This is a genomic window from Streptomyces sp. Sge12 (assembly GCF_002080455.1).
In the GTDB taxonomy this organism is placed as follows: Bacteria; Actinomycetota; Actinomycetes; order Streptomycetales; family Streptomycetaceae; genus Streptomyces.
In genome coordinates, this window is record NZ_CP020555.1 from 4,411,568 (window position 1) to 4,430,815 (window position 19,248).

Here is a 19,248-nt window from a genome sequence, read left to right on the forward strand (position 1 = left end):
GGTACGGGCGGCGCACCGGCCGTGCGCCCCCTGATCTGGGGGCGGACCGTACGGGTGATCCTGCCGGGCGGGCCACCGGCCGCGCGGGCCGGAGTGCGCCCGGTGCGGCACAGCGGGATAACCCTTTCTGCGCGCCGCGCGCGCCACGGCGTGTCGGCGCGTACCGGACGGGCAACCAGGTGAAGCCGGTGATTCAACCGGCCGGGCGGTGGCACCGATGAAGCCGAGGGCCGCCCCGCAGGAGCACGTGGTGCCGTTTGGGCGGCCCACACCCATGTCTTCCTTCCCCACCCCGTCAGGGAGTTCCTTCCATGCGCCTGCTCGCACGCCTGGCCGCCGCGGCCCTCCTCACCGTCCCCCCGGTCGTGGCCGGTACGGCCTCCGCCGCGGCCCCGGAGCCGACCCCGGCACCGCTGCTCAAGTCCGACAACGCGGTGCCCGGCAAGTACATCGTGACCCTGGGAACGGGGGTGGACGCGGCGCAGGCCGCGAAGAAGCTGGGTCTGAAGCCCTCGTTCGTCTACACCTCGGCGATGAACGGCTTCGCCGCCTCGCTGACCCCGCTCCAGCTGACGATCGTCCGCAACAGCCTGGGCGTGAAGGCCGTCGAGGAGGACGCGAAGGTGCAGTCGGTGCCGAGGCAGAGCACCGTGGCGGGCACCCGGGCCCCGGCCTCGTCCTGGGGCCTGGACCGGATCGACCAGCAGGACGACTGGGACAAGGCCAACGGCACGGGTGACGGGCAGTTCAGCCCCGAGGGCAACGGCGCCGGGGTGACCGCCTACATCCTCGACACCGGCATCGACTACAACCACACCGAGTTCGGCGGGCCCGACGCCACTCGCGCCACGTTCGGCTTCGACGCGATCAACGACGGCCGCAACGGCGCCGACTGCCAGGGCCACGGTACGCACGTCGCGGGTACGGTCGCGGGGAAGACGTACGGGGTCGCGAAGAAGGCCAGCCTGGTCAGCGTCCGAGTCCTCGGCTGCGACGGCAAGGGCGAGTGGTCGGGGATCATCGCCGGGCTGGACTGGGTGGCCAAGAACGCCAAGCAGCCGGCCGTGCTCAACGGCTCGCTGGGCGGCGAGCTGTCGAAGGCCGTGAACGACGCCGCCGACGCGGTCACCGCCGCGGGCGTGCTGCCCGTCATCGCGGCGGGCAACTCCGCGAAAGACGCCTGCGGCGTCTCGCCGGCCTCCGCGGCAAAGGTGGTCACCGTCGCCGCCTCCAACCGGTACGACGAGGAGACCGACTTCTCCAACTGGGGCCAGTGCGTGACCCTCTACGCTCCCGGCCAGGCCATCGTCTCCGCGAAGCTCGGCGGCGGCAGCGTGGCCCTCGACGGTACGTCGATGGCCGCGCCGCACGCCACCGGTGTCGCGGTCCTCTACAAGGCCAAGAACCCGACGGCGGAGCCGGAGGCCATCGCCGAATTCCTGGAGTCCGAGACCACCAAGGACGTCCTGAAGAACCTGAGCCCGGCCAGTCCGAACAAGCTGCTCTACACCGCCGGTCTCTGACCCGCCCCCGTACGGGCGGCCCCCGGCCGCCCGTACGGGTGATCTTCCTGCGGTCGTCCGTTCGGGACGTCACCCCGGGTAGCGGCCCGGAATGACCCTTTCTGCAGCGTCCGCGACACGCCCCCGACAGAAGCAACGCACTGTCCGCCAGGCGGAGGCGGGCGGCTCAAGTTCTCTCCCGGACGCATCCGATGTACGGGAGGGCCGCACCCGCGGAGGACTCCAGGTCGCGGGGGCGGCTCCTCCACGCCCCCCTTCGAAGCACGTCAGGGAGCTCTTTCCATGCGTCTGCTCGCCCGTCTGGCCACGGCCCTTCTCGTCACCGTCACCCCTGTCGCGGCCGCCACCGCCTCCTCCGCGGCCCCGGAGCCGACCCCGGCACCGCTGCTCACCGCCGCGAACCCGATCCCCGAGAGCTACATCGTCACCCTCGACAAGTCCGCCACCCCGGCGAAGGTCGCGGCGGCGCTCGGGGTGAAGGCGAAGTTCACCTACAGCTCGGCGCTGAACGGCTTCTCCGCGACCCTCACCGAGAAGCAGCTGCAGGCCGCCCGGCAGACGGCGGGCGTGAAGTCCGTGGCACAGGACGCGCTGGTGACCGCCCCGCCGGCGCCCGCGGCCGGCGTCGCGACCAAGGCGCCGTCGAACTCCTGGGGCCTGGACCGGATCGACCAGCGGTTCCTGCCGCTCGACAACGAGTTCAGCCCCAACACCAACGGCCAGGGGGTGACGGCGTACATCCTCGACAGCGGCATCGACTTCCGGCACACCGAGTTCGGGGGCCGCGCCCGACCCGGCTTCGATGCGATCGGCGACGGCCGCAACGGCGCGGACTGCAACGGCCACGGCACGCACGTCGCGGGCACGGTCGGCGGCGAGACCTTCGGCGTGGCGCACAAGGTGAGCCTGGTCAGCGTCCGGGTCCTGGGATGCGACGGTCGGGGCCCCTGGTCGGGGATCATCGCGGGCCTGGACTGGGTGGCCAACAACGCCCGCCAGCCGGCCGTCCTGAACGCCTCGCTGGGCGGTGACCGCTTCGAGCCGGTCAACGACGCAACGAACGCGCTGTTCAACCGGGGCGTGCTGCCGATCGTCGCGGCGGGCAACGAGAACGTCGACGCCCGCCGGGTGTCGCCCGCCTCCACGCCGAACGCGGTGACGGTCGGCGCGACCAACCGCTACGACCAGGAGACCGACTTCTCCAACTGGGGCGAGGTCCTGGACCTCTACGCCCCCGGCCAGGACATCATCTCCGCGCGGAACGGCGGCGGCAGCGTGTCGCTGAACGGCACCTCCATGGCGGCGCCGCACGTCGCCGGGGTGGCAGCCCTCTACAAGGCAGCGCACCCCACCGCGAGCCCGACCGAGGTGGCGAACTCCCTGAAGAACGAGGCCACCCCGGGCGTCATCCAGAACCTCAGCGACAACGGCCCCGACAAGCTGCTGTTCACCAACGGTCTCTGAGCGACCCGACGAACCGGGCCCAGGCCTGCGCGTGGAAGATCACGTGTGGGCCTTCGGGCTGCTTGGAGTCCCGGACGGGGACGAGGTCGGGGTGGCCGTCGGCCACTTCGAGGCAGTCGCCGCCATCGCCGCCGCTGTACGTCGACTTCCGCCAGGTGGCCATCTCCAGGCAGTTGCCGCCGCTTGCGTCGCTGTAGCTGGATTTGTGCCAGATGGCCGTCGTCAGGTCGTACTCAGGCGTGCTGGTCATGTTCGTAATCCTCCGCCACGGACTCGATCAAGGCCAGGGACTTGCGCGGTGACAGCGCGTTGGCCGTGAGGAGATCGTAGGTCAGCGTGTGATGGGCGACTGTCGCCGGATCGTCGAAAAGGAGCCCTGTTCCCATGCCTTCGGCGTAGGAGAGCGGGGGAGCGTCGTCAAACGACATCAACTTGATGGCGCCCCCCATGGCCGCATGCAGGCCAGCGCTAAAGGGCAATACCTGAACGATGATGCGGCGGGCCCGCATCAGACTTGCGATGTGGCGCAGGGCCTCGACCCGGACGGCTGGGTTGTCCCCCGCGCGGCGCAGCACCGCCTCGTCGAGGACACACCACAACAAAGGGGTTGTTGGCTGGTTGAGCAGTGCCGCGCGGGCCAGCCGGTTCGTGACGAGTTCGTCGATCCTCTCCTCTGTTGCAGTCGGATGTCCGGCCTGGAACACCTCCCGGGCGTAAGCCTCTGTCTGGAGCAGTCCAGGAATCAGCTGTGGGGCGTACTCCCGGATTTCCCTCGCCCGAGCCTCTGCTTCGGCTGCCTCCGCGAAGTGGTCCGGGTACTTCGACTCGGCCGCCGCCTCGCAGTTGCGGACGAAAAAGCCTCCCGTGTCGAGGATCTCGTCGATCTGGCGGGCGAACTCCAGGTGCATGCGACGCGTGCCCGCTTCGAGCTGGCCGATGAACGACCCGCTGACGAAGAGCCGTTCGCCGAGTTCGGCCTGGCTCATGCCTGCGCGTTCGCGCGCTACGCGCAGTTCCGCGCCCAGGAGGGCGCGGGGTGAGGAGGAGGGATCGAGGTTCTTTCGTGGCATGGCAACTCCCTGAGCAACATGTGCGGTTGTTGAGGGGCCCTCACTTGAAAGGCTAATGAGCGCGTCGCCACTCTGTGTGAAGAAGTTGGATACTCAGAGTAGAAAGGTGACATGTCATGGTGCTCTCCCCACAGGAGCGCATGCAGGCGGCCGAGGAGGCCGTCCGGCAGCTGCGGGAGTCCCTCGCCGGGGTCGGGGTGCTGTTCCCCTCGCTGGACGTGGAACGGGTCTCGGCCGCCGGGACGTACGGGCTGCCGCTGGTGGACCTGGGCCGCTGCAACCTGGACACCGCGCTCCGGCTGGCCGCCGTCCTGCACGAGCGGGCGGCGGGTTCGTGAGCGAGGCCGTGGAGGCGGCGAACTTCGCCTTCGAGCTCGGCTGGAAGCTGCGCGGCCTGGAGACGGCCCTGGCCCCGCGCGGGACCCGCGGCCCGACGGCCGGGGGTCCGCCCGCGCCGCCCGGGCGGCAGCGGTTCACGCTGGTGCACTGCCCGGTGGAGGGCTATCCGGGGTTCGACGACCCCCGCTACGACGGGCTCAAGGCGGCTCCGCCGCAGGGCTGCGCGGTGGAGGACCTCGGCGGATGCCTGGGGCTGACGTGCGACCGGCCCGGCGGGCGCCTGCTGGACGCGGTCGCGGAGCTGTGCGCGGAGATCCGTACCCGGCACGGCCTGCTGATGACCGGGCTCGGCATCGACAGGCTGTGGGAGTGGTCGCAGGACGGCACCGACGGCTGGGGTGCCGAGATCGTGGGGCAGTTGCTGCTGATGGCCGCCGAGCGGGGGCCCAGGCTCGGCTACGGCGTGGACGATCTGGCCGGGTTCCTGAAGGAGGCCGCCGGGGCGGGCAGCCCCGGGCGCTGAGGCCGGTGCGGCCGGATCAGGGGCCCGCGGCGCGCATCCGCATGCGCAGGAAGTGCGCGTAGGGCGATCCGGAGTCGAAGGTCTGGCGGTGCAGTGCCGGGGGGACCCGGGGGCCCCAGACCCAGGCCATGTCGCAGCCGTAGCAGAACGCGGCCTCGTAGAGCGGCGGTCCGGCCGGGTCGGCGTACGCACGGATGCCCCAGCCGGGGGCGAACCCGCACAGGGTGAGGTCGGCGGTGGGCATCCTGCGGATCACGCCGAGCATCTCCGTCACGGCGGGTCCCTCCCAGGAGCCGACGACGGGCCCGGTCATCGGGTCGCCGTGCTGCTCGGGGCCGGCGGTGATGCGCACGACGTCGATACGGGTCGTGGCGGCGACGGCGTCGGCGGGGAGCAGCATCGGCACAGCATGGCATCCGGGGTTCGGGGTCCCTCCGGCAGCTCGACAACTCCCTTGTGGCGAAACGATTTTGGTGTGCCGCGCCTCGACCGAATGCTGAAGATGATCACTCGGAGGGATGGTTTCCCTGCTCAGAGGCACGGGGAGCGGCCGATGACCCGGTGTGAGGATGCCGGGCGGCAGGGAGCGGCCGGTCCTCAGGCGCTCCCGGCCCGCCCCGAGTCACCGCGTCTGCGTGCGGTGGTTCCATGACTACGCAAGGAGTCGACCGAGTATGTCCAACACCGTCGTTGACATCTGGGGGCCTGCCTCCCCGCAGGCCCGTTCCTCCTTCCCTCCCGCGCCGGACGCGCACGACGAGTGGCCCCTGGAGGGCGGCACGGCCTGGGTGTACTACAGCCCGCTGAACCGCCGGCAGCTCATCCGGCCCGTGATCCTCTCCGACGGCTTCTCGGGCGGATCCAGCAACCTGGACCAGCTCTGGCACGGGCTGGAGGAGAACGGGAACTACCGCTTCATCAGTGAACTGCACGCCGCCGGCCGGGATGTGATCATCCTCGGCTACCACGACCGGACGGCCTCGATCACGGCCAACGCCGAGACCGCGATCGAGTGCATCCGCCGGGCCGTCGCCGAGCGGGCAGGTCGCGCGAAGCTGGCCGTGGGCGGCTTCAGCATGGGCGGGCTCATCACCCGCTACGCGCTGGCCAGGATGGAGCAGGACCCGGGCCTCCCGGACCACGAGACCGCCACCTACCTCTCCTACGACACCCCTCACCACGGCGCGTGGTTCCCGGTCTCCCTCCAGGCCTTCACCCACTACGCGACGGACCAGTGGGGGGAGGTTCCCACGCTGGGCCCGGTGCTGCGCCAGCTCTCCGGGCTGCTCAACAGCCCCGCGGCGAAGGAGATGGCGCGGTGGCACATCGGCAAGGTCGACGCCGAGCCGGAGCAGGCGCCGGAGCGGCTCGCGTTCCTGCGCAAGCTCGACGAGATCGGGGGGTGGCCGCGGAACCTCCGCAAGATCGGTGTCGCCAACGGCGTGGACACCGGTGCCGGGAACGGCGCCGAGGCCGGCGAGATCGCGGTGCGGGGCGACGGCGAGACGCTCCAGGACACCTGGCTGAAGATCCAGGCCCAGGGCGACCAGATCGTCGCGAGGCTGCAGAAGGCCGGCGACGAGCCGACCCTGGTGCGCACCAGCGGGCTGCCCGACATCGACGGCGCTCCCGGCGGCCTGTTCACCATGCAGTCCCCGGTCGGCGACACCGGCAGCTTCGGCCTCGCCGCCCTCCTCATGACCCTTCTCGGCAACGTGGTCGACCCGGACGTCATCAACACGTCCTGCTTCATCCCCGCCATCAGCGCCGTCGCGTCCGGCGACATCAACGACCCGCAGGCGCTGTACCGCCCGATCGCCGCGGACGCCGGCGCGCTCGACGCCTTCCTGTGCGCCGGCCGGAACGAGGGCCACACCACCATGACCGAGGAACTCGGGTCGTGGCTCGTGAACGAGATCGTGGTGGCCGAGTGACCACCGGGGTGGGCGGGGGCGGCCCCGGCCCGGTGGCCGCCCCCGCCCACCCCGGCGCTCCGGTCGGCGGCCCGCCTAGGCGGGGACGCGTTCCTGCGGGGGCGCTCCGGCGGCGGTCGCGGTGTCCTGGGCGGGGTTCGTGTGGTCCGGGTCGGTGTTGAGGTCGGCCAGCATCCGGCGGGTGAAGCCGAAGAAGTAGGTGGCGAGGAAGCCCGCCAGATAGCCGACCAGCAGGCCGCCCGCGTAGATCGCGAGGGTGAGGCCCGCGCTGGACCTGCCGTCGAGCAGCGGGAACAGGGCCCAGCCGGAGGGGCCGATGGCGGTGGAGCCGAAGGCGACGCCCAGCTGGTGGAAGAGGCCGACGAAGGCGCCGCCGGCCGCGCCGCCGATGCAGGCGGTGACGAAGGGGCGGCCGAGCGGCAGGGAGACGCCGTAGATCAGCGGTTCGCCGATGCCCAGGAAGCCGGCCGGGAGCGCGGACTTGATGGTGGTGCGGAGCGAGCCGTTGCGCGGGAGCCGGTAGTACACGGCGATGGCCGCGCCGACCTGGCCCGCGCCGGCCATGGCGAGGATGGGCAGCAGGACGGTGTAGCCGTCCTGCTCGATGAGGGTGGTGTGGATGGGGATGAGGGCCTGGTGCAGGCCCAGCATCACGAGGGGGAGGAAGAGGCCGCCGAGGACCAGGCCCGCGAAGGCGCCGCCACTGGCGAGCAGCCAGTTCGCGAAGGTGCCGATGGCGGCGGAGGCTTCACCGGCGAGGTACATCAGGCCGAAGATCGTGACGAGGCCCGAGATCAGCACGGTGAGGGTGGGGGTGACGAGGACGTCCAGGGCCTCCGGCACCCACCTGCGGCACCACTTCTCCACGTACACGGCGAGGAGGGCGGCGGCGAGCGCGCCGAGGACGCCGCCCTGGCCGGGCTTGAGCTCCAGGCCGAAGGCGTCGATCTTTGCGACGCCCGGGAAGACGATGATCGCGGCGACCGCGCCGCCGAGGATCGGCGTACCGCCGAACTCCTTGGCCGTGTTGTACCCGACGAAGACCGCGATCAGGGACATGAAGCCGGAGGCGATGGCGGCGAGGGCGGGGACGACGGCGGGGACCCAGCCGAGGTTCGTGAGCAGGCCGTTCAGCCCGGCGATGATGCCGCAGCCGATCAGGGCCGGGATCAGCGGGACGAAGATGTTCGCGACGCGGCGCAGGAAGAGCTTGAAGGGGGTGGCGTTGCGGGCCTTCTGAGCCTCCTTCAGTGCCGCGCCCTGTGCGGCGAGGTCGTCCGCGGTGATGGGTGCCGGTGCCGGTGACGGTGCCGGTGACGCCGAGCGGCCCTCCTCGACCAGTGCCTCGAACTCCGGGGTCACGCGGGCGACGGCGCCCGGGCCCAGCACGATCTGGTAGGTGTCGTCCTCGACCACGCCGAGCACCGCCGGGAGGGCGCGCAGGGCCTCGTCCTGGACCAGCGAGCGGTCGCGCAGCGAGATGCGCAGGCGGGTCATGCAGTGCGCGATCGAGACGATGTTGTCCGGGCCGCCGACCAGCGGAAGGATCGCGGCGGCGGTGGCGCGGTTCTTGTCAGTGGACATGTGGGATCGCCTTGGGTCGGGGGTCAGCTGGTGGGGGCGAGGGCGCGGGCGAGGGCGGCGCGCAGGTGGCCCTGCGAGGCGGCGAGCAGTTCGGCGGCCGTGGGCCCGTCGACCCCTCCGAGGACGACGAGGACGGCGTTCTTGACCTCGCCCCCGGTGGCGGCCAGCGCGGCCTCGATCTCCTCGTCGGGGGCGCCGGTGGCCAGCGCGACGATGCGGCGGGCGCGGGCGCGCAGCTTCTCGTTCGAGGAGCGCATGTCGACCATGAGGTTCCCGTACGTCTTGCCGAGGCGGATCATCGTGATGGTCGAGATGAGGTTGAGGACGAGCTTCTGCGCGGTGCCGGCCTTCAGGCGGGTGGATCCGGTGAGGAGTTCGGGTCCGACGACGACCTCGATGCCGTGGTCGGCGGCCGCGGCGAGGGCGGATCCGGCGTTGCAGGAGAGCCCGACGGTGAGCGCGCCGCGGGTACGGGCGAACTCGACCGCGCCGATCGCGTACGGGGTGCGGCCCGAGGCGGAGATGCCGACGACCGTGTCGTCCGGCCCGATCCCCAGCGCGGTGAGGTCGCCCGCGGCCAGTTCCTTGGAGTCCTCGGCGCCCTCGACGGACCGGACCATGGCGGAGGGGCCGCCCGCGATCAGTCCGACGACGTCGGCCGGGTCGGTGTTGAAGGTGGGCGGGCACTCGCTCGCGTCCAGGACGCCCATCCGGCCGGCCGTGCCGGCGCCCGCGTAGACGAGCCGGCCGCCGCGGGCCATCCGTTCGGCGATCGCGTCGACGGCGGCGGCGATCCGCGGGAGCTGGGCGGCGACGGCGGCGGGGACGGTGGCGTCCTCGGCGTTCATCGTGCGGGCGATGTCGAGGGTGGACAGCCGGTCGATCTCGGCGAGTTCCGGGCGGAAGGCCTCGGTGGTGAGGGTTTCCAATTGGGCGCGGAGTTCTGCGTGGGCGGTCATGGGCGGCTCCCGGGCGGGCGGCGGATGGTGTGCGGGCTGGGCTTCGGGATCGGGGCTCCGCCCCGGACCCCGCTCCTCAAACGCCGGAGGGGCCGGATTCGGTGGCGTGGCTGGACGTGTCAGCGGGTCGTGTGGCGGTGGGCGAGGGCTTCGTAGGAGGCGGCGAGGGCGGGCGCGGCGGTGTCGTAGGTCTGCTGCGCGACGCCGACGAAGAGGCAGTCGACGACGAGCAGCTGGCTGGTCCGGCTGGACATGGCGGCCGGGCGCAGCTGGGTCTCGCGGGCGGCGGAGGTGGCCAGTACGAGGTCGGCGTGGCGGGTGACGGGGCTGTTCGGGCGGCCGGTGAGGGCGAGGGTGGTGGCGCCGCGGCCGAAGGCGACGCGCAGCGGTTCGATCACGTCGCCGGTGGTGCCGGAATGGGTGATCGCGACGGCCACGTCGCCGGGGCGCAGTTGCACGGCGCCGGTGACGGCCAGGTGGGGGTCGCTGTGCGCGTGGGCGAGGAGGCCGATGCGCAGCAGCTTCTGGGCGAGGTCCTGGCCGACGAGGGCGGAGGCGCCGACGCCGTAGATGTCGATGCGGCGGGCGGTGGCGAGGGCGGTGACGGCGCCGGCGAGCTGGTTCAGGTCGAGGGCGGCGGCGGTGTCGGTGAGGGTCTGCGCCTCCTCGTGGGCCAGCTTGGCGACGACGTCCGCGAGGGGGTCGTCGACGGCTATGTCGACGGTGACGGCGGGGGCGGCGCCGGACTCCTGCTGGGCGGCGAGGGCGGCGAGCGCGAGGCGCAGGTCGCGGTAGCCGGGGTAACCGAGGAGGCGGGCGGTGCGCACGACGGTGGCCTCGCTGGTGCCGGTGTGCTCGGCGAGCGCGGAGACGGTGAGCCGGGCGCAGGCGGCGGGGTCGGCGGCTACGGCGTCGGCGACGGCCTGCACGGAGCGGGGCAGGGACGGGCCGAGGGCGCGGATCCGGGCCCGGAGGGCGTGGGGCGGCGGAGCCGGGGCGGTGGGGGGCGCGGGGGTGACCGCAGGGGTGACCGCAGTGGCGCTGGAAGTTTCCTTCGGATTCTGGCTCACATCTGAAACTTATTTTCAGGTGCGGTTCCGGTCAATACGCCATTGGGCCCTCGGAAAGAGGGCCTTCATCAGGGGCCCCGAACGGGTCCACAATGGGCGCATGGACCACGCGACCCCCCTGGAACAGGCGCTGCACGTCGCCCGTGCCCTCGTTCTCGCCGATCTCGCCGCCGGCGAGGTCGCCGATGCCGATGTCGTCTCCCTCGTCGAGGACTCGGTCACGCACCGCCGGTGGTGGGTGGAGCAGTGGCCGGAGGGTGTCGACTACCTTGCCGGACTCGTCGCCCAGGACGTGAAGGACGCACTGCTGGAGAAGTACGGACGCTGGCCGCTGTGCCCGGTCTGCAACCACGGCGAACCGCACGCGCTGGACGTGGAGCCGGAGCTGGGACCCGACCCGCACTGGGTGTGCTCGGAGGCGGGCGTGAAGGTGGCCGCGATAGGCGGCCTGGGCCCCGTCCTCGGCCGGCGATGAGCCGCCGGTGACCGTCTACATCGACCCGCCGACCTGGCCGGGCCACGGCCGCATGTGGTCGCACCTGGTCAGCGACGTCTCGTACGAGGAGCTGCACGCCTTCGCGGCCGGCATCGGCTGCCCGCCGCGGGCCTTCGAGCGGGACCACTACGACGTGCCGTCCTACCGCTACGCGGACGCGGTCGGCGCCGGTGCGGTGGAGATCGGCAGCAAGGAACTCGTCCGCCGCCTCACCGCGGCGGGACTGCGCCGCCCGAAGGGCCGGCCGGCGGCGTAGGCCGTCTCCTCCGGATCCTGCCGGGCGCCCGATCGGATCGGATCGCAGCGGTCGGGTGCGGGGAGGGGCCCCTGCGGCAGGGTTGGCGTCGAAGGGAGGGAGGCCTCGTGATCTCGGCACTCAACCGGCTGGTCGATCTCGTCGAGGGGCACCTCGCCGAGGAGCTCGACGTCAACGGATTGGCCGGGGGGCTCGGCACGACCGGGTACCACCTGCGCCGGATGTTCTCGTCGCTGGCCGGCATGCCGCTCTCGGAGTACGTGCGCCGGCGCCGCATGACGGTCGCCGCCGCCGACGTGGTCCGCGGCGAGGACGATCTGCTGAGCATCGCCGTCCGGTACGGATACGGATCGACCGAGGCGTTCGGGCGCGCGTTCCGCGCGGTCCACGGCGCCGGTCCCCGTGACGTGCGCCGCGACGGAGGCCCCCTTCGCACACAGCCACGGCTCAGGATCCGCCTGACCGTCGAAGGGAGCATCCCCATGGACACCCGCCTCATCGACCGCCCCGCCTTCCGGCTGGTCGGACACGCGGCCCGGGTCCCGCTCATCCACCAGGGCATCAACCCGCACATCCAGCAGCACGTCACCGCACTGCCGCAGGAGGAGCACCTCCGGCTGAAGGCCCTCGGCGACACCGAACCGGCCGGCCTGCTGGCGGTCTCCGACGACCTCGACCCCGACGGCACGGAGGGGAGCGAACTGACCTACCTGCACGGAGTCGCCGTCTCCCGGGACACCCGCGCCCCCGAAGACCTCGACGCCATCGAGGTGCCGGCCGGGATGTGGGCGGTCTTCCGTACCGACGGACCGCATCCGCAGGCACTGCAGACGACCTGGGCCGCGACGGCGACCGAGTGGTTCCCCTCCAACCCGTGGCGGCTGCGGCCGGGCCCCTCGATCGTCGCGGTCCTGGACCGCGCGGCCGACTTCAGCACCGCGACCTGTGAACTGTGGCTGCCCGTCGAACCGGCGTGATCGGCAGGACGCCCCTCTAGGAACTGGGGGCCGGGGTCGGGGCCGGGACCGGAGTCGACGGCGCGGACGACGACGACGACGGCGCCGTCGCTGTCGTGGAGGGCTCGGGGACGGTGTTGGGCTGGGCCGCCGACGGGAGCGACCAGACGTGCTCCGGGGTCGCGATCTCGGTGACCGTGTTGGCGATGAGAGAGCTCAGGCTGCCGAACTTTCCGTCGACGTCGGAGTTCACGACGATCACCATCGTGGCGCGCTCCTGCGGGAGCCGGACCGCGACGGTCTCGTAGCCGGGGAGCTCGCCGTTGTGGCCGATCCAGCCGTCGAGCTCGGCGATGCCCAGTCCGTAGCCCACGCCGGAGTGCCCGGTGGGCAGCATGCGCAGCCGCTGGGCCTGGGTGCCCGGCTCCAGCAGGCGGCCGCCGTCGGGCAGCCGTCCGGTGACCAGGGTCGGGACCCAGGAGCGCAGGTCGTCCATGGTGGAGATCATCGCGCCGGCCGCCCAGCCCCAGGACGGGTTCCAGGTGGAGGCGTCGACGGTCGCGCCGCTCGGCGTGAAGTTCGTGTAGCCGTGCACGTACGGGGACGGGATCTCCGCGCCGGTCGGCAGCGAGGTCGCGTCCAGATCGGCCGGTTCGAGGACGTGCTGCTGGAGGTAGGTGTGCAGGGGCTGCCCGCTGATCTTCTCGACGAGCAGGCCGAGCAGGACGGTGTTGGTGTTGGAGTACTCCCAGCGCGCGCCCGGCGGGAAGTCGGCGGGGTGCGCGAAGGCGAAGTCCAGCAGCTCCTGCGGGGTCCAGGCGCGGTGCGGGTCGGCCTTGAAGGCGGCCGTCCAGCGGGGGTCCTCGGTGTAGTTGTAGAGGCCGCTGCGCATGTCGGCGAGCTGCCGGACGGTGATCCTGTCGCCGCCGGGCACGCCGTCGAGGTACGTCGAGATCGGCGCGTCGAGCCGCACCTTCCCGTCGTCGACGAGCTGGAGGACGCCGGTGATCGCGAAGGTCTTGGTGACGCTCCCGATGCGGGTGTGCATGTCGGTCTTGATGGGGGTGCCGGTGGCCTTGTCGGCGGTGCCGAAGGTGCGCACGTAGGAGCCGTCGCCGTCGATCCACAGGCCGACGCCCACACCGGGGATGCCGGCCTTGCGCATGGCCGCGGTGATGGCGTCGTCGAGCTGCTCGGCGGTGGCGGGGTCGATGTCGGCCCGGCCCGGCGGGGCGGCCGCCGGGGCCTGGCCCGCGCACAGCGCGGTCAGCAGCAGGGAGGCGGCGGCGAGGACGGTGGGCGTGCGGTACCGGCCCATGGGGGACCCCCTCTGACGGCACGTCCCCGAGCGCGTGCCCGGATCCCCGAGCGGACCTTCCCATCGTAGGAAGCCGGGTCCGGGGCGGCGACCCGGACCCGGGCGGGCGCAGCCGGGCACGGCCGGCGCCGGCCGTGCCCGGTCGTGCCCGGTCGTGCGGTCAGGCGCGGGCGGGCTCCTCGACGTGGGGGGCGGCGGCGCGGCCCGCGGCGACCACGCGGGTCGTGCCCGGCCGTGTACGGCGGTCCAGGCGCAGCGCGATCACCAGGAGGGCGATCGCGGTGACCGTCATGGCGGCGCCCGCCCAGGCGGTGGCGGCGAAGCCCAGGCCGGCGTCGATGACGGTGCCGCCGAGCCAGGGGCCGCCGGTGTTGCCGAGGTTGAAGGCGGCCGTGGTGGTGGCACCGGCCAGGGTCGGGGCGGCGCCGGCCACGTTGAACATGCGGGCGTTGAGCGCCGGGGCGGTGAAGAACGCCGAGAAGCCGAGCAGGAAGGCGAGGGCGACCGCCGCGGCCGCGGCGGACGCCAGCAGGGCGAGCGCGCCGAGGAAGACGGTGGAGGCGGTGATGCCCCAGATCATCACGCCGAACAGGTGCGCGTCGGCGACCCGGCCGCCGACGGTGGTGCCGACCAGCGCACCGATGCCGAAGAGGCCCAGGATCCACGGGACCCACTGCGAGTCCAGCCCGGCCACGTCCGTGAGCAGCGGCGAGAAGTAGCTGAAGGCGCAGAAGACGCCGCCCGCGGCCAGCGCCGTGATGCCGATGGAGAGCCACACCTGGCGGTCGCGGTAGATGCGCAGCTCGCGCCCGAGCGAGGGCTTCTCGGCGGGCAGCGGGATCTTCGGGATCAGCGCCAGGATGCCGACGAGGGCGATCGCGGAGGCCGCGCCGACCGACCAGAAGGCGGAGCGCCAGCCCAGGTGCTCGCCGAGGAAGGCTCCGGCGGGGACGCCGAGGACGTTCGCGATGGACAGGCCGCCGATCATGACGGCCATCGCGCGGGCTCGCTGGTCCTTGTCGACCATGGCGATGGCGACGGCCGCGCCCACGGCCCAGAAGCCGGCGCAGGCGAGCGCGGAGACCACGCGGGAGGCGAAGAGGAGCTCGTACGAGGGGGCAAGCGCGCCCGCGACCTGCCCCAGGCCGAAGAGGCTGATGAGGGAGATGAGAGTGGTGCGGCGGGGGAGCCGCAGGGTGGCCACGGCCAGCAGCGGTGCCCCGACGACCATGCCGATCGCGAAGGCGGATATGAGCAGGCCCGCCTGCGGGATGGTGACGCCCATGTCCTCGGCGATGGGTGGCAGCAGACCCGAGAGCATGAATTCGCTGGTGCCGAGCGCGAAGACGGACAGGCCGAGGACGTAGACGGCGACGGGCATGCGGGGGCGTGCTGAGGCTGCGGGCATGCCTGTCACCAACCAGCGCGAACGCGATCAAATTCCCCGGTCGGTGAGGTCGGCGAGTTCCGCGGCGAGGTTGGCGCGGGCCGGGCCCTCCCAGTGCTCGGCTCCGTAGGGCGTGCGGTAGAGCCGCGGCAGGTCGAGGAGCTGGCGCAGGACGGCGGCGCGGCCGGTGCGGAAGGCGTCGTCCGGGACGAAGCCGTACTCGGCGCGGACGGCGGCCGCGTACGCGGCGTAGGCGTCGGGGGCTCCGGCCAGGACGGCCAGGTCGGCGTCGCAGAGGGCCTCGCCGTCGGTGTCGCCGGGGGCGGGGTCGTGGGTGACGGTGAGCCGGACCAGCCGGGCCACCTCGGCGGTGCGCGCGGGGTCGATGCCGAGCTCGGGGAGGGCGCGCTCGGCGAGGGCGGCGCTGCGCTCCTCATTCTCGGAGCGGTCGGGCCGGTAGACGGCGTCGTGGAACCAGGCGGCGAGCCGCACGGCGGCCGGATCGGCGGCGTGCGGGGCCAGTACGTCGATCCGCGCGAGTACGTCGGCCAGGTGGGCGGTGGTGTGGTACCGGCGCTGCGGCTCCGCCCAGGCGGCGAGGAGGCGGTCCGCGTAGGGCTCGGGATCGCGGTCGGCGGGGGCGCCGGCGGCGGTGACGGTCGCGTGCCAGCGGGCCCGGAGATCGGCGGTGTCGCTGCGCGGGGTGCCTGTGTCCATGGGCACATTGTGGGGTGGCGTGATTGTGCTGGTGAAGGGCGGGTGGAGCCCCGTACTCTGAATATTGGACTAGACCTATTTCCGCAGTTTCCCGAGCTGCTTTCCGAAGGATGGGATCGAATGAGCAACCGTGCGCTCCTGGAGGTGATCGCCCTCGACGTGGAGGACGCGGTCGCGGCCCGGGCCGGTGGGGCGGACCGACTCGAACTGGTCACCGACATGGCCGCCGACGGGCTCACCCCGCCGCGCGAGACCTTCGCGGCGATCAGGGCGGCCGTCGACATCCCGCTGCGCGTGATGCTCCGCAGGACCGACGGTTTCGCGGCCGGTGACGTGTCCGACCTGGTCCGGGCGGCGCGGGAGCTGCGGGCGGAGGGCGCGCAGGAGTTCGTCCTCGGCTTCCTGCACGCGGACGGCACCCCCGACCTGGCCGCCGTCGAGGCGGTCGTCGCGGAGCTGGACGGCTGCCGCTGGACCTTCCACCGGGCGATCGACCGCGCGGCGGACCGGGACCAGCTGCGCAAGGCGCTGGCGGATGTGCCCGGGCTGGACACCTACCTGACGGCGGGCTCGCCCGCGGGTGTGGAGGAGGGGCTGCCGGTGCTGCTCGCGGAGGCGGCGCGCGGGGGCGAGCCGGGGTACGGGCCGCGGATCCTCGTCGGCGGCGGCCTGACGCTGGAGCACCTGCCGGTGCTGAGGGCGGGCGGGATCGACGCCTTCCACATCGGCGGCGCGGCGCGTCCCTCCGGGTGGGGCCGGCCCGTCTCGGCGGAGGCCGTCGCGGACTGGCGCGCCGCCCTGTCCTGACGGGGGCTCCGCCCCCGAACCCCCGCGCCCCAAACGCCGGCGAGGCTGAAAGATCGCCTCACACGCCGGCGGGGCTGGGAGTTGTGCCGGCGGCGCTTGATTTCCAGCCCCTCCGGCGTTTGAGGAGCGGGGTTCGGGGCGGAGCCCCGGTCTTTCAGCCTCGCCGGCGTTTGAGGCGCGGGGTCTGGGGCGGAGCCCCAGGAGCGGGCCCGCGGGTCAGGCCGCGTCCCCTCGGGCGAGAGCCACCGGCAGGGCGGCCGCGTGCAGCACGGAGAGGCCCGAGACGGCGCGGGTGAGGCAGACGTACAGCCGGCGCAGCCCCGTCCGTTCGTCCGGCTCGCCGTCCACGATCGCCGCGGGCTCGTCCAGGACCACGTAGTCGTACTCCAGACCCTTCGCCAGCGACGCCGGCACCAGCGTCAGACGGGACTGCGCGGTCGTCTCCTCGCCGGGGGACAGGTACGGCAGCCCGGCCGCCAGCAGGGCTTCGGCCAGGGCCGGGATCCGCGCGTCCGCCGCGATCAGGCCGATCGAACCCTCGTGGGCCAGGGAGTCGCGGCAGGCGCCGACCACCGCCGCGTCGAGGTCCGCGGCCGCGGACTCCTCGATCCGCAGCGACCCGGGCGTCTCACGGACCGAGGAGACCGGGGCCAGGCCCGGGGAGATCGACGGCAGCAGCCGGGAGGCGTAGGCGATCACCTCGCGCGGTACGCGGAAGCCCGCCGTGAGCTCCTCCAGCACCGCCTGCGGCTTGCCCAGGTGCGTGAGGGCCTCGTCCCAGCTGCGCGTGGCCCACGGGGTCGTGCCCTGCGCGAGGTCGCCGAGCACCGTCGCCGAGCCGGTGGTGCAGCGCCGGCCCACCGCCCGGTACTGCATCGGTGACAGGTCCTGGGCCTCGTCGAGGACCACGTGGCCCAGCGAGTGCGTCCGCTCCACCAGGTCGGCCGCCTCGTCGATCAGGACCAGGTCCGCCGCGGACCACTTCGCCGACTTCACGCTCCGGAAAGGCTTCGGCCACAGGAGCAGCTTCTGCTCGTCCTCGGTGAGGACGTCCGCCGCGTGCAGCGCGAGGAACTCGGGGTCGGACAGCAGGCGCAGGACCAGCTTCGCCGGTTCGACGGGCGGCCAGATCTCCTTCACCGCCGCCTTCACGGCCGCGTTGCGGGCCACCGCGTCCTGCACCCGGTCGTCGGGCGCCTCGCCCGCCTGTTCCATCCGTACGAGCACCGCGTGCGCGATGCGCTGCGGCAGTGCCTCGCGGGCGGCGCCGTAGCGGATGTCGCGCTTCTGGAGTTCTTCGACCATCTCCTCCAGCTCGTACGCGGGCACCCGCCAGCGGCGCGAGCCGCGGACCACCATCAGCGGCTCCGTGGGGCGGGTGACGTGCGAGCGGACCGCGCGGCTCAGCACCTGCGCCATCCGGGCGTCGCCCTTGACGACGGCGGTTTCGGCGGCGTCCGTGCCGCGTACCTCCAGGCCGGGCCGGGCGACCAGGTCGTCGACGGTGGCCTGCTTGACCTCCAGCTCGCCCAGGGCCGGCAGGACCTGCTCGATGTAGTGCAGGAAGGAACGGTTCGGCCCGATGACCAGGGTGCCGGTGCGGGCGAGGCGGTCGCGGTGCGCGTAGAGCAGGTACGCGACCCGGTGCAGGCCGACCGCGGTCTTTCCGGTGCCCGGACCGCCCTGCACGCAGACGGAGCCGGACAGGCCGGAGCGGACGATTTCGTCCTGCTCGGGCTGGATCGTGGCCACGATGTCCCGCATCGGGCCGACGCGCGGGCGCTCGATCTCCTGCTGGAGCAGCTTGCTGACCGCGGCCGCCTCGGCGGGGTCGGACAGGTGCTCGTCCTCGTACGCGGTCAGCTCGCCGCCGGTGTACCCGAAGCGGCGGCGCAGGGAGATGTCCTGCGGGTCCTTCTTCGAGGCCCGGTAGAAGGGCTGGGACACGGGCGCGCGCCAGTCGATGACCATGGGGTCGCCGTCGGCGTCGTGGACGTGGCGGCGGCCGATGTAGAACTGCTCGCCCTCCGCGCCCTCGGCGAGTTCGGCGCCGGGTGCGTGCAGGTAGTTCAGGCGGCCGAAGAAGAGCGGGGTGTGGGCGAGGTCGGCGAGGGCCTTGATGCGGTCGTCGATCTGGGCCTGGAGGACGATCGCGTTGACCCAGTTCGCGGTGACGTCGCGGATGTCGAGGGCCTCGACGTCCTCGCGCATGGCGCGCAGGGCGGAGCGCGAGGCGGTGAGGTGGGCGCGTTCGCGGCCCAGCGGGTCGTCGTGCGTGGTCTCGGGGGCGTGCGCGGGCACGGGACTGCCTCCAGCTGCTGGGTGCGGAACAGATGGCCCGCCGGTTTCCGGCCGGAGGGCGGCTCTCCCCGATGAGGCGGTGGGAGGCGGCAAGAGCGGAGATTCTAGCCACGGGTGCGGTGCGGCGCGAATGGATAAACGGGTGGCGGGCACGGGCGCCGGGGGCGGGCGGCAGGGGCCCCGGGGGGCGTTGAGCCGGTGTCATACCGGGGAGTGTCAGACCTCGGTAGCTCCCCCTAGGGGTGCGCATGCGACGGGAGGAGGACCCGGGGACCGGTGAGGTTCCCTCCCGGGAGCGATGTGCGGGGCGACGCGAAAACGCACCATGGATCCATGAGCACCGCAACCTTCACCCCGATCCGGGGCGGCCGCCCGAGCGGCGCCGCCGACACCTCCGATTCCCGTCCGCGCCAGGGCCTCGGCGGCATGCTGCGCGCCGTCAGGATCTTCGCGGCGACCGCCGTCAGCGTCGTCGTCCTCGGTGAATACGCCGAGGACGCGGGCGTCATACGTCACTGACCTGCGGGCCCGCTGCCCGGCCCGG

The 19,248-nt window shown here is 72.8% G+C and carries 20 protein-coding genes; 10 read left to right on the forward strand and 10 right to left on the reverse strand.

Annotated features, from left to right (window positions below; translation table 11 throughout):
• Positions 1–311 precede the first annotated feature (311 nt).
• Positions 312–1,523 carry a S8 family peptidase gene (locus tag B6R96_RS19785; protein WP_081523090.1) on the forward strand — a complete coding sequence of 404 codons (1,212 nt, stop codon included), beginning with the start codon at positions 312–314 and terminating at the stop codon, positions 1,521–1,523.
• A gap of 282 nt (positions 1,524–1,805) precedes the next feature.
• On the forward strand, positions 1,806–2,987 hold the full coding sequence (locus tag B6R96_RS19790; protein WP_081523091.1) for a S8 family peptidase: 1,182 nt from the start codon (positions 1,806–1,808) through the stop codon (positions 2,985–2,987).
• Here B6R96_RS19790 and B6R96_RS19795 read toward each other — a convergent pair.
• Both B6R96_RS19795 and B6R96_RS19800 read right to left on the reverse strand, forming a co-directional pair.
• Positions 2,971–3,237 (reverse strand): DUF397 domain-containing protein, encoded by a 267-nt coding sequence (locus tag B6R96_RS19795; protein WP_081523092.1) that lies wholly within the window; start codon positions 3,235–3,237, stop codon positions 2,971–2,973. The genes B6R96_RS19790 and B6R96_RS19795 overlap by 17 nt on opposite strands.
• Entirely contained in the window at positions 3,221–4,057 is an 837-nt protein-coding gene (locus tag B6R96_RS19800; protein WP_081523093.1) for a helix-turn-helix domain-containing protein, read from the reverse strand. Before B6R96_RS19800 ends, B6R96_RS19795 begins: the two co-directional genes overlap by 17 nt.
• Positions 4,058–4,173: 116 nt before the next feature.
• Between B6R96_RS19800 and B6R96_RS19805 the strand changes: the two genes are divergently transcribed.
• A complete protein-coding gene (locus B6R96_RS19805; RefSeq protein WP_030387336.1) occupies positions 4,174–4,395 on the forward strand; it encodes a hypothetical protein in 222 nt (73 codons plus the stop codon).
• A complete protein-coding gene (locus tag B6R96_RS19810; RefSeq protein ID WP_237291462.1) occupies positions 4,392–4,919 on the forward strand; it encodes an amidase in 528 nt (175 codons plus the stop codon). The genes B6R96_RS19805 and B6R96_RS19810 overlap by 4 nt, the downstream gene beginning before the upstream one ends.
• Positions 4,920–4,935: 16 nt before the next feature.
• On the opposite strand, the gene B6R96_RS19815 is transcribed toward B6R96_RS19810, so the two are convergent.
• Positions 4,936–5,319, reverse strand: a complete 384-nt coding sequence (locus B6R96_RS19815; RefSeq protein WP_081523094.1) for a hypothetical protein — start codon at positions 5,317–5,319, stop codon at positions 4,936–4,938.
• Positions 5,320–5,593: 274 nt separating this feature from the next.
• Here B6R96_RS19815 and B6R96_RS19820 point away from each other — a divergent pair, with 274 nt between their 5' ends.
• Positions 5,594–6,853, forward strand: coding sequence for an alpha/beta hydrolase (locus tag B6R96_RS19820; protein ID WP_081523095.1), 1,260 nt, complete (start codon positions 5,594–5,596; stop codon positions 6,851–6,853).
• A 75-nt stretch (positions 6,854–6,928) separates the two neighbouring features.
• Here the strand turns inward: B6R96_RS19820 and B6R96_RS19825 are convergent, their stop codons facing one another.
• From B6R96_RS19825 to B6R96_RS19835, 3 genes are all read right to left on the reverse strand, one after another.
• Complete coding sequence (locus B6R96_RS19825) at positions 6,929–8,437, reverse strand: PTS transporter subunit EIIC (RefSeq protein WP_107475546.1); 1,509 nt, start codon at positions 8,435–8,437, stop codon at positions 6,929–6,931.
• A gap of 23 nt (positions 8,438–8,460) precedes the next feature.
• Positions 8,461–9,396, reverse strand: a complete 936-nt coding sequence (gene murQ / locus B6R96_RS19830) for an N-acetylmuramic acid 6-phosphate etherase (RefSeq protein WP_081523096.1) — start codon at positions 9,394–9,396, stop codon at positions 8,461–8,463.
• Positions 9,397–9,515: 119 nt separating this feature from the next.
• Positions 9,516–10,358: a MurR/RpiR family transcriptional regulator gene (locus tag B6R96_RS19835; protein WP_237291676.1), complete on the reverse strand. Its 843-nt coding sequence runs from the start codon at positions 10,356–10,358 to the stop codon at positions 9,516–9,518.
• A gap of 208 nt (positions 10,359–10,566) precedes the next feature.
• Here B6R96_RS19835 and B6R96_RS19840 point away from each other — a divergent pair, with 208 nt between their 5' ends.
• The 3 genes from B6R96_RS19840 to B6R96_RS19850 all read left to right on the forward strand — a co-directional run bounded on the left by B6R96_RS19840 (position 10,567) and on the right by B6R96_RS19850 (position 12,195).
• Entirely contained in the window at positions 10,567–10,941 is a 375-nt protein-coding gene (locus B6R96_RS19840; protein ID WP_052876164.1) for a hypothetical protein, read from the forward strand.
• Between the two features lie 7 nt (positions 10,942–10,948).
• Positions 10,949–11,218, forward strand: coding sequence for a DUF4031 domain-containing protein (locus B6R96_RS19845; protein ID WP_030387344.1), 270 nt, complete (start codon positions 10,949–10,951; stop codon positions 11,216–11,218).
• A 107-nt stretch (positions 11,219–11,325) separates the two neighbouring features.
• Positions 11,326–12,195, forward strand: coding sequence for an AraC family transcriptional regulator (locus B6R96_RS19850; protein ID WP_081523098.1), 870 nt, complete (start codon positions 11,326–11,328; stop codon positions 12,193–12,195).
• A 16-nt stretch (positions 12,196–12,211) separates the two neighbouring features.
• Here B6R96_RS19850 and B6R96_RS19855 read toward each other — a convergent pair whose 3' ends face one another.
• The 3 genes from B6R96_RS19855 to B6R96_RS19865 all read right to left on the reverse strand — a co-directional run bounded on the left by B6R96_RS19855 (position 12,212) and on the right by B6R96_RS19865 (position 15,596).
• Complete coding sequence (locus tag B6R96_RS19855; protein ID WP_081523099.1) at positions 12,212–13,492, reverse strand: serine hydrolase domain-containing protein; 1,281 nt, start codon at positions 13,490–13,492, stop codon at positions 12,212–12,214.
• Between the two features lie 160 nt (positions 13,493–13,652).
• Positions 13,653–14,873 (reverse strand): Cmx/CmrA family chloramphenicol efflux MFS transporter, encoded by a 1,221-nt coding sequence (locus B6R96_RS19860; protein WP_081523100.1) that lies wholly within the window; start codon positions 14,871–14,873, stop codon positions 13,653–13,655.
• Between the two features lie 54 nt (positions 14,874–14,927).
• Positions 14,928–15,596, reverse strand: coding sequence for an HD domain-containing protein (locus B6R96_RS19865; RefSeq protein ID WP_079405310.1), 669 nt, complete (start codon positions 15,594–15,596; stop codon positions 14,928–14,930).
• Between the two features lie 120 nt (positions 15,597–15,716).
• Here B6R96_RS19865 and B6R96_RS19870 point away from each other — a divergent pair, with 120 nt between their 5' ends.
• Positions 15,717–16,403 (forward strand): copper homeostasis protein CutC, encoded by a 687-nt coding sequence (locus B6R96_RS19870; RefSeq protein ID WP_081523101.1) that lies wholly within the window; start codon positions 15,717–15,719, stop codon positions 16,401–16,403.
• Positions 16,404–16,619: 216 nt separating this feature from the next.
• Here B6R96_RS19870 and B6R96_RS19875 read toward each other — a convergent pair whose 3' ends face one another.
• A complete protein-coding gene (locus B6R96_RS19875; protein ID WP_081523102.1) occupies positions 16,620–18,704 on the reverse strand; it encodes a HelD family protein in 2,085 nt (694 codons plus the stop codon).
• Between the two features lie 333 nt (positions 18,705–19,037).
• On the opposite strand from B6R96_RS19875, the gene B6R96_RS19880 reads away from it, so the two are divergent.
• Positions 19,038–19,223: a hypothetical protein gene (locus B6R96_RS19880; RefSeq protein WP_081523103.1), complete on the forward strand. Its 186-nt coding sequence runs from the start codon at positions 19,038–19,040 to the stop codon at positions 19,221–19,223.
• The last annotated feature ends 25 nt before the right edge of the window (positions 19,224–19,248 follow it).

Bases quoted from the DNA above. Each gene is read 5' to 3' on its own strand.
- B6R96_RS19800 (WP_081523093.1), bottom strand. From the start codon at position 4,057: ATGCCACGAAAGAACCTCGATCCCTCCTCCTCACCCCGCGCCCTCCTG.
- B6R96_RS19825 (WP_107475546.1), bottom strand. From the start codon at position 8,437: ATGTCCACTGACAAGAACCGCGCCACCGCCGCCGCGATCCTTCCGCTG.
- B6R96_RS19865 (WP_079405310.1), bottom strand. From the start codon at position 15,596: ATGGACACAGGCACCCCGCGCAGCGACACCGCCGATCTCCGGGCCCGC.
- B6R96_RS19815 (WP_081523094.1), bottom strand. From the start codon at position 5,319: ATGCTGCTCCCCGCCGACGCCGTCGCCGCCACGACCCGTATCGACGTC.
- B6R96_RS19855 (WP_081523099.1), bottom strand. From the start codon at position 13,492: ATGGGCCGGTACCGCACGCCCACCGTCCTCGCCGCCGCCTCCCTGCTG.
- murQ (WP_081523096.1), bottom strand. From the start codon at position 9,396: ATGACCGCCCACGCAGAACTCCGCGCCCAATTGGAAACCCTCACCACC.
- B6R96_RS19820 (WP_081523095.1), top strand. From the start codon at position 5,594: ATGTCCAACACCGTCGTTGACATCTGGGGGCCTGCCTCCCCGCAGGCC.
- B6R96_RS19860 (WP_081523100.1), bottom strand. From the start codon at position 14,873: ATGCCCGTCGCCGTCTACGTCCTCGGCCTGTCCGTCTTCGCGCTCGGC.
- B6R96_RS19785 (WP_081523090.1), top strand. From the start codon at position 312: ATGCGCCTGCTCGCACGCCTGGCCGCCGCGGCCCTCCTCACCGTCCCC.
- B6R96_RS19805 (WP_030387336.1), top strand. From the start codon at position 4,174: ATGGTGCTCTCCCCACAGGAGCGCATGCAGGCGGCCGAGGAGGCCGTC.
- B6R96_RS19840 (WP_052876164.1), top strand. From the start codon at position 10,567: ATGGACCACGCGACCCCCCTGGAACAGGCGCTGCACGTCGCCCGTGCC.
- B6R96_RS19790 (WP_081523091.1), top strand. From the start codon at position 1,806: ATGCGTCTGCTCGCCCGTCTGGCCACGGCCCTTCTCGTCACCGTCACC.
- B6R96_RS19880 (WP_081523103.1), top strand. From the start codon at position 19,038: ATGAGCACCGCAACCTTCACCCCGATCCGGGGCGGCCGCCCGAGCGGC.
- B6R96_RS19870 (WP_081523101.1), top strand. From the start codon at position 15,717: ATGAGCAACCGTGCGCTCCTGGAGGTGATCGCCCTCGACGTGGAGGAC.
- B6R96_RS19795 (WP_081523092.1), bottom strand. From the start codon at position 3,237: ATGACCAGCACGCCTGAGTACGACCTGACGACGGCCATCTGGCACAAA.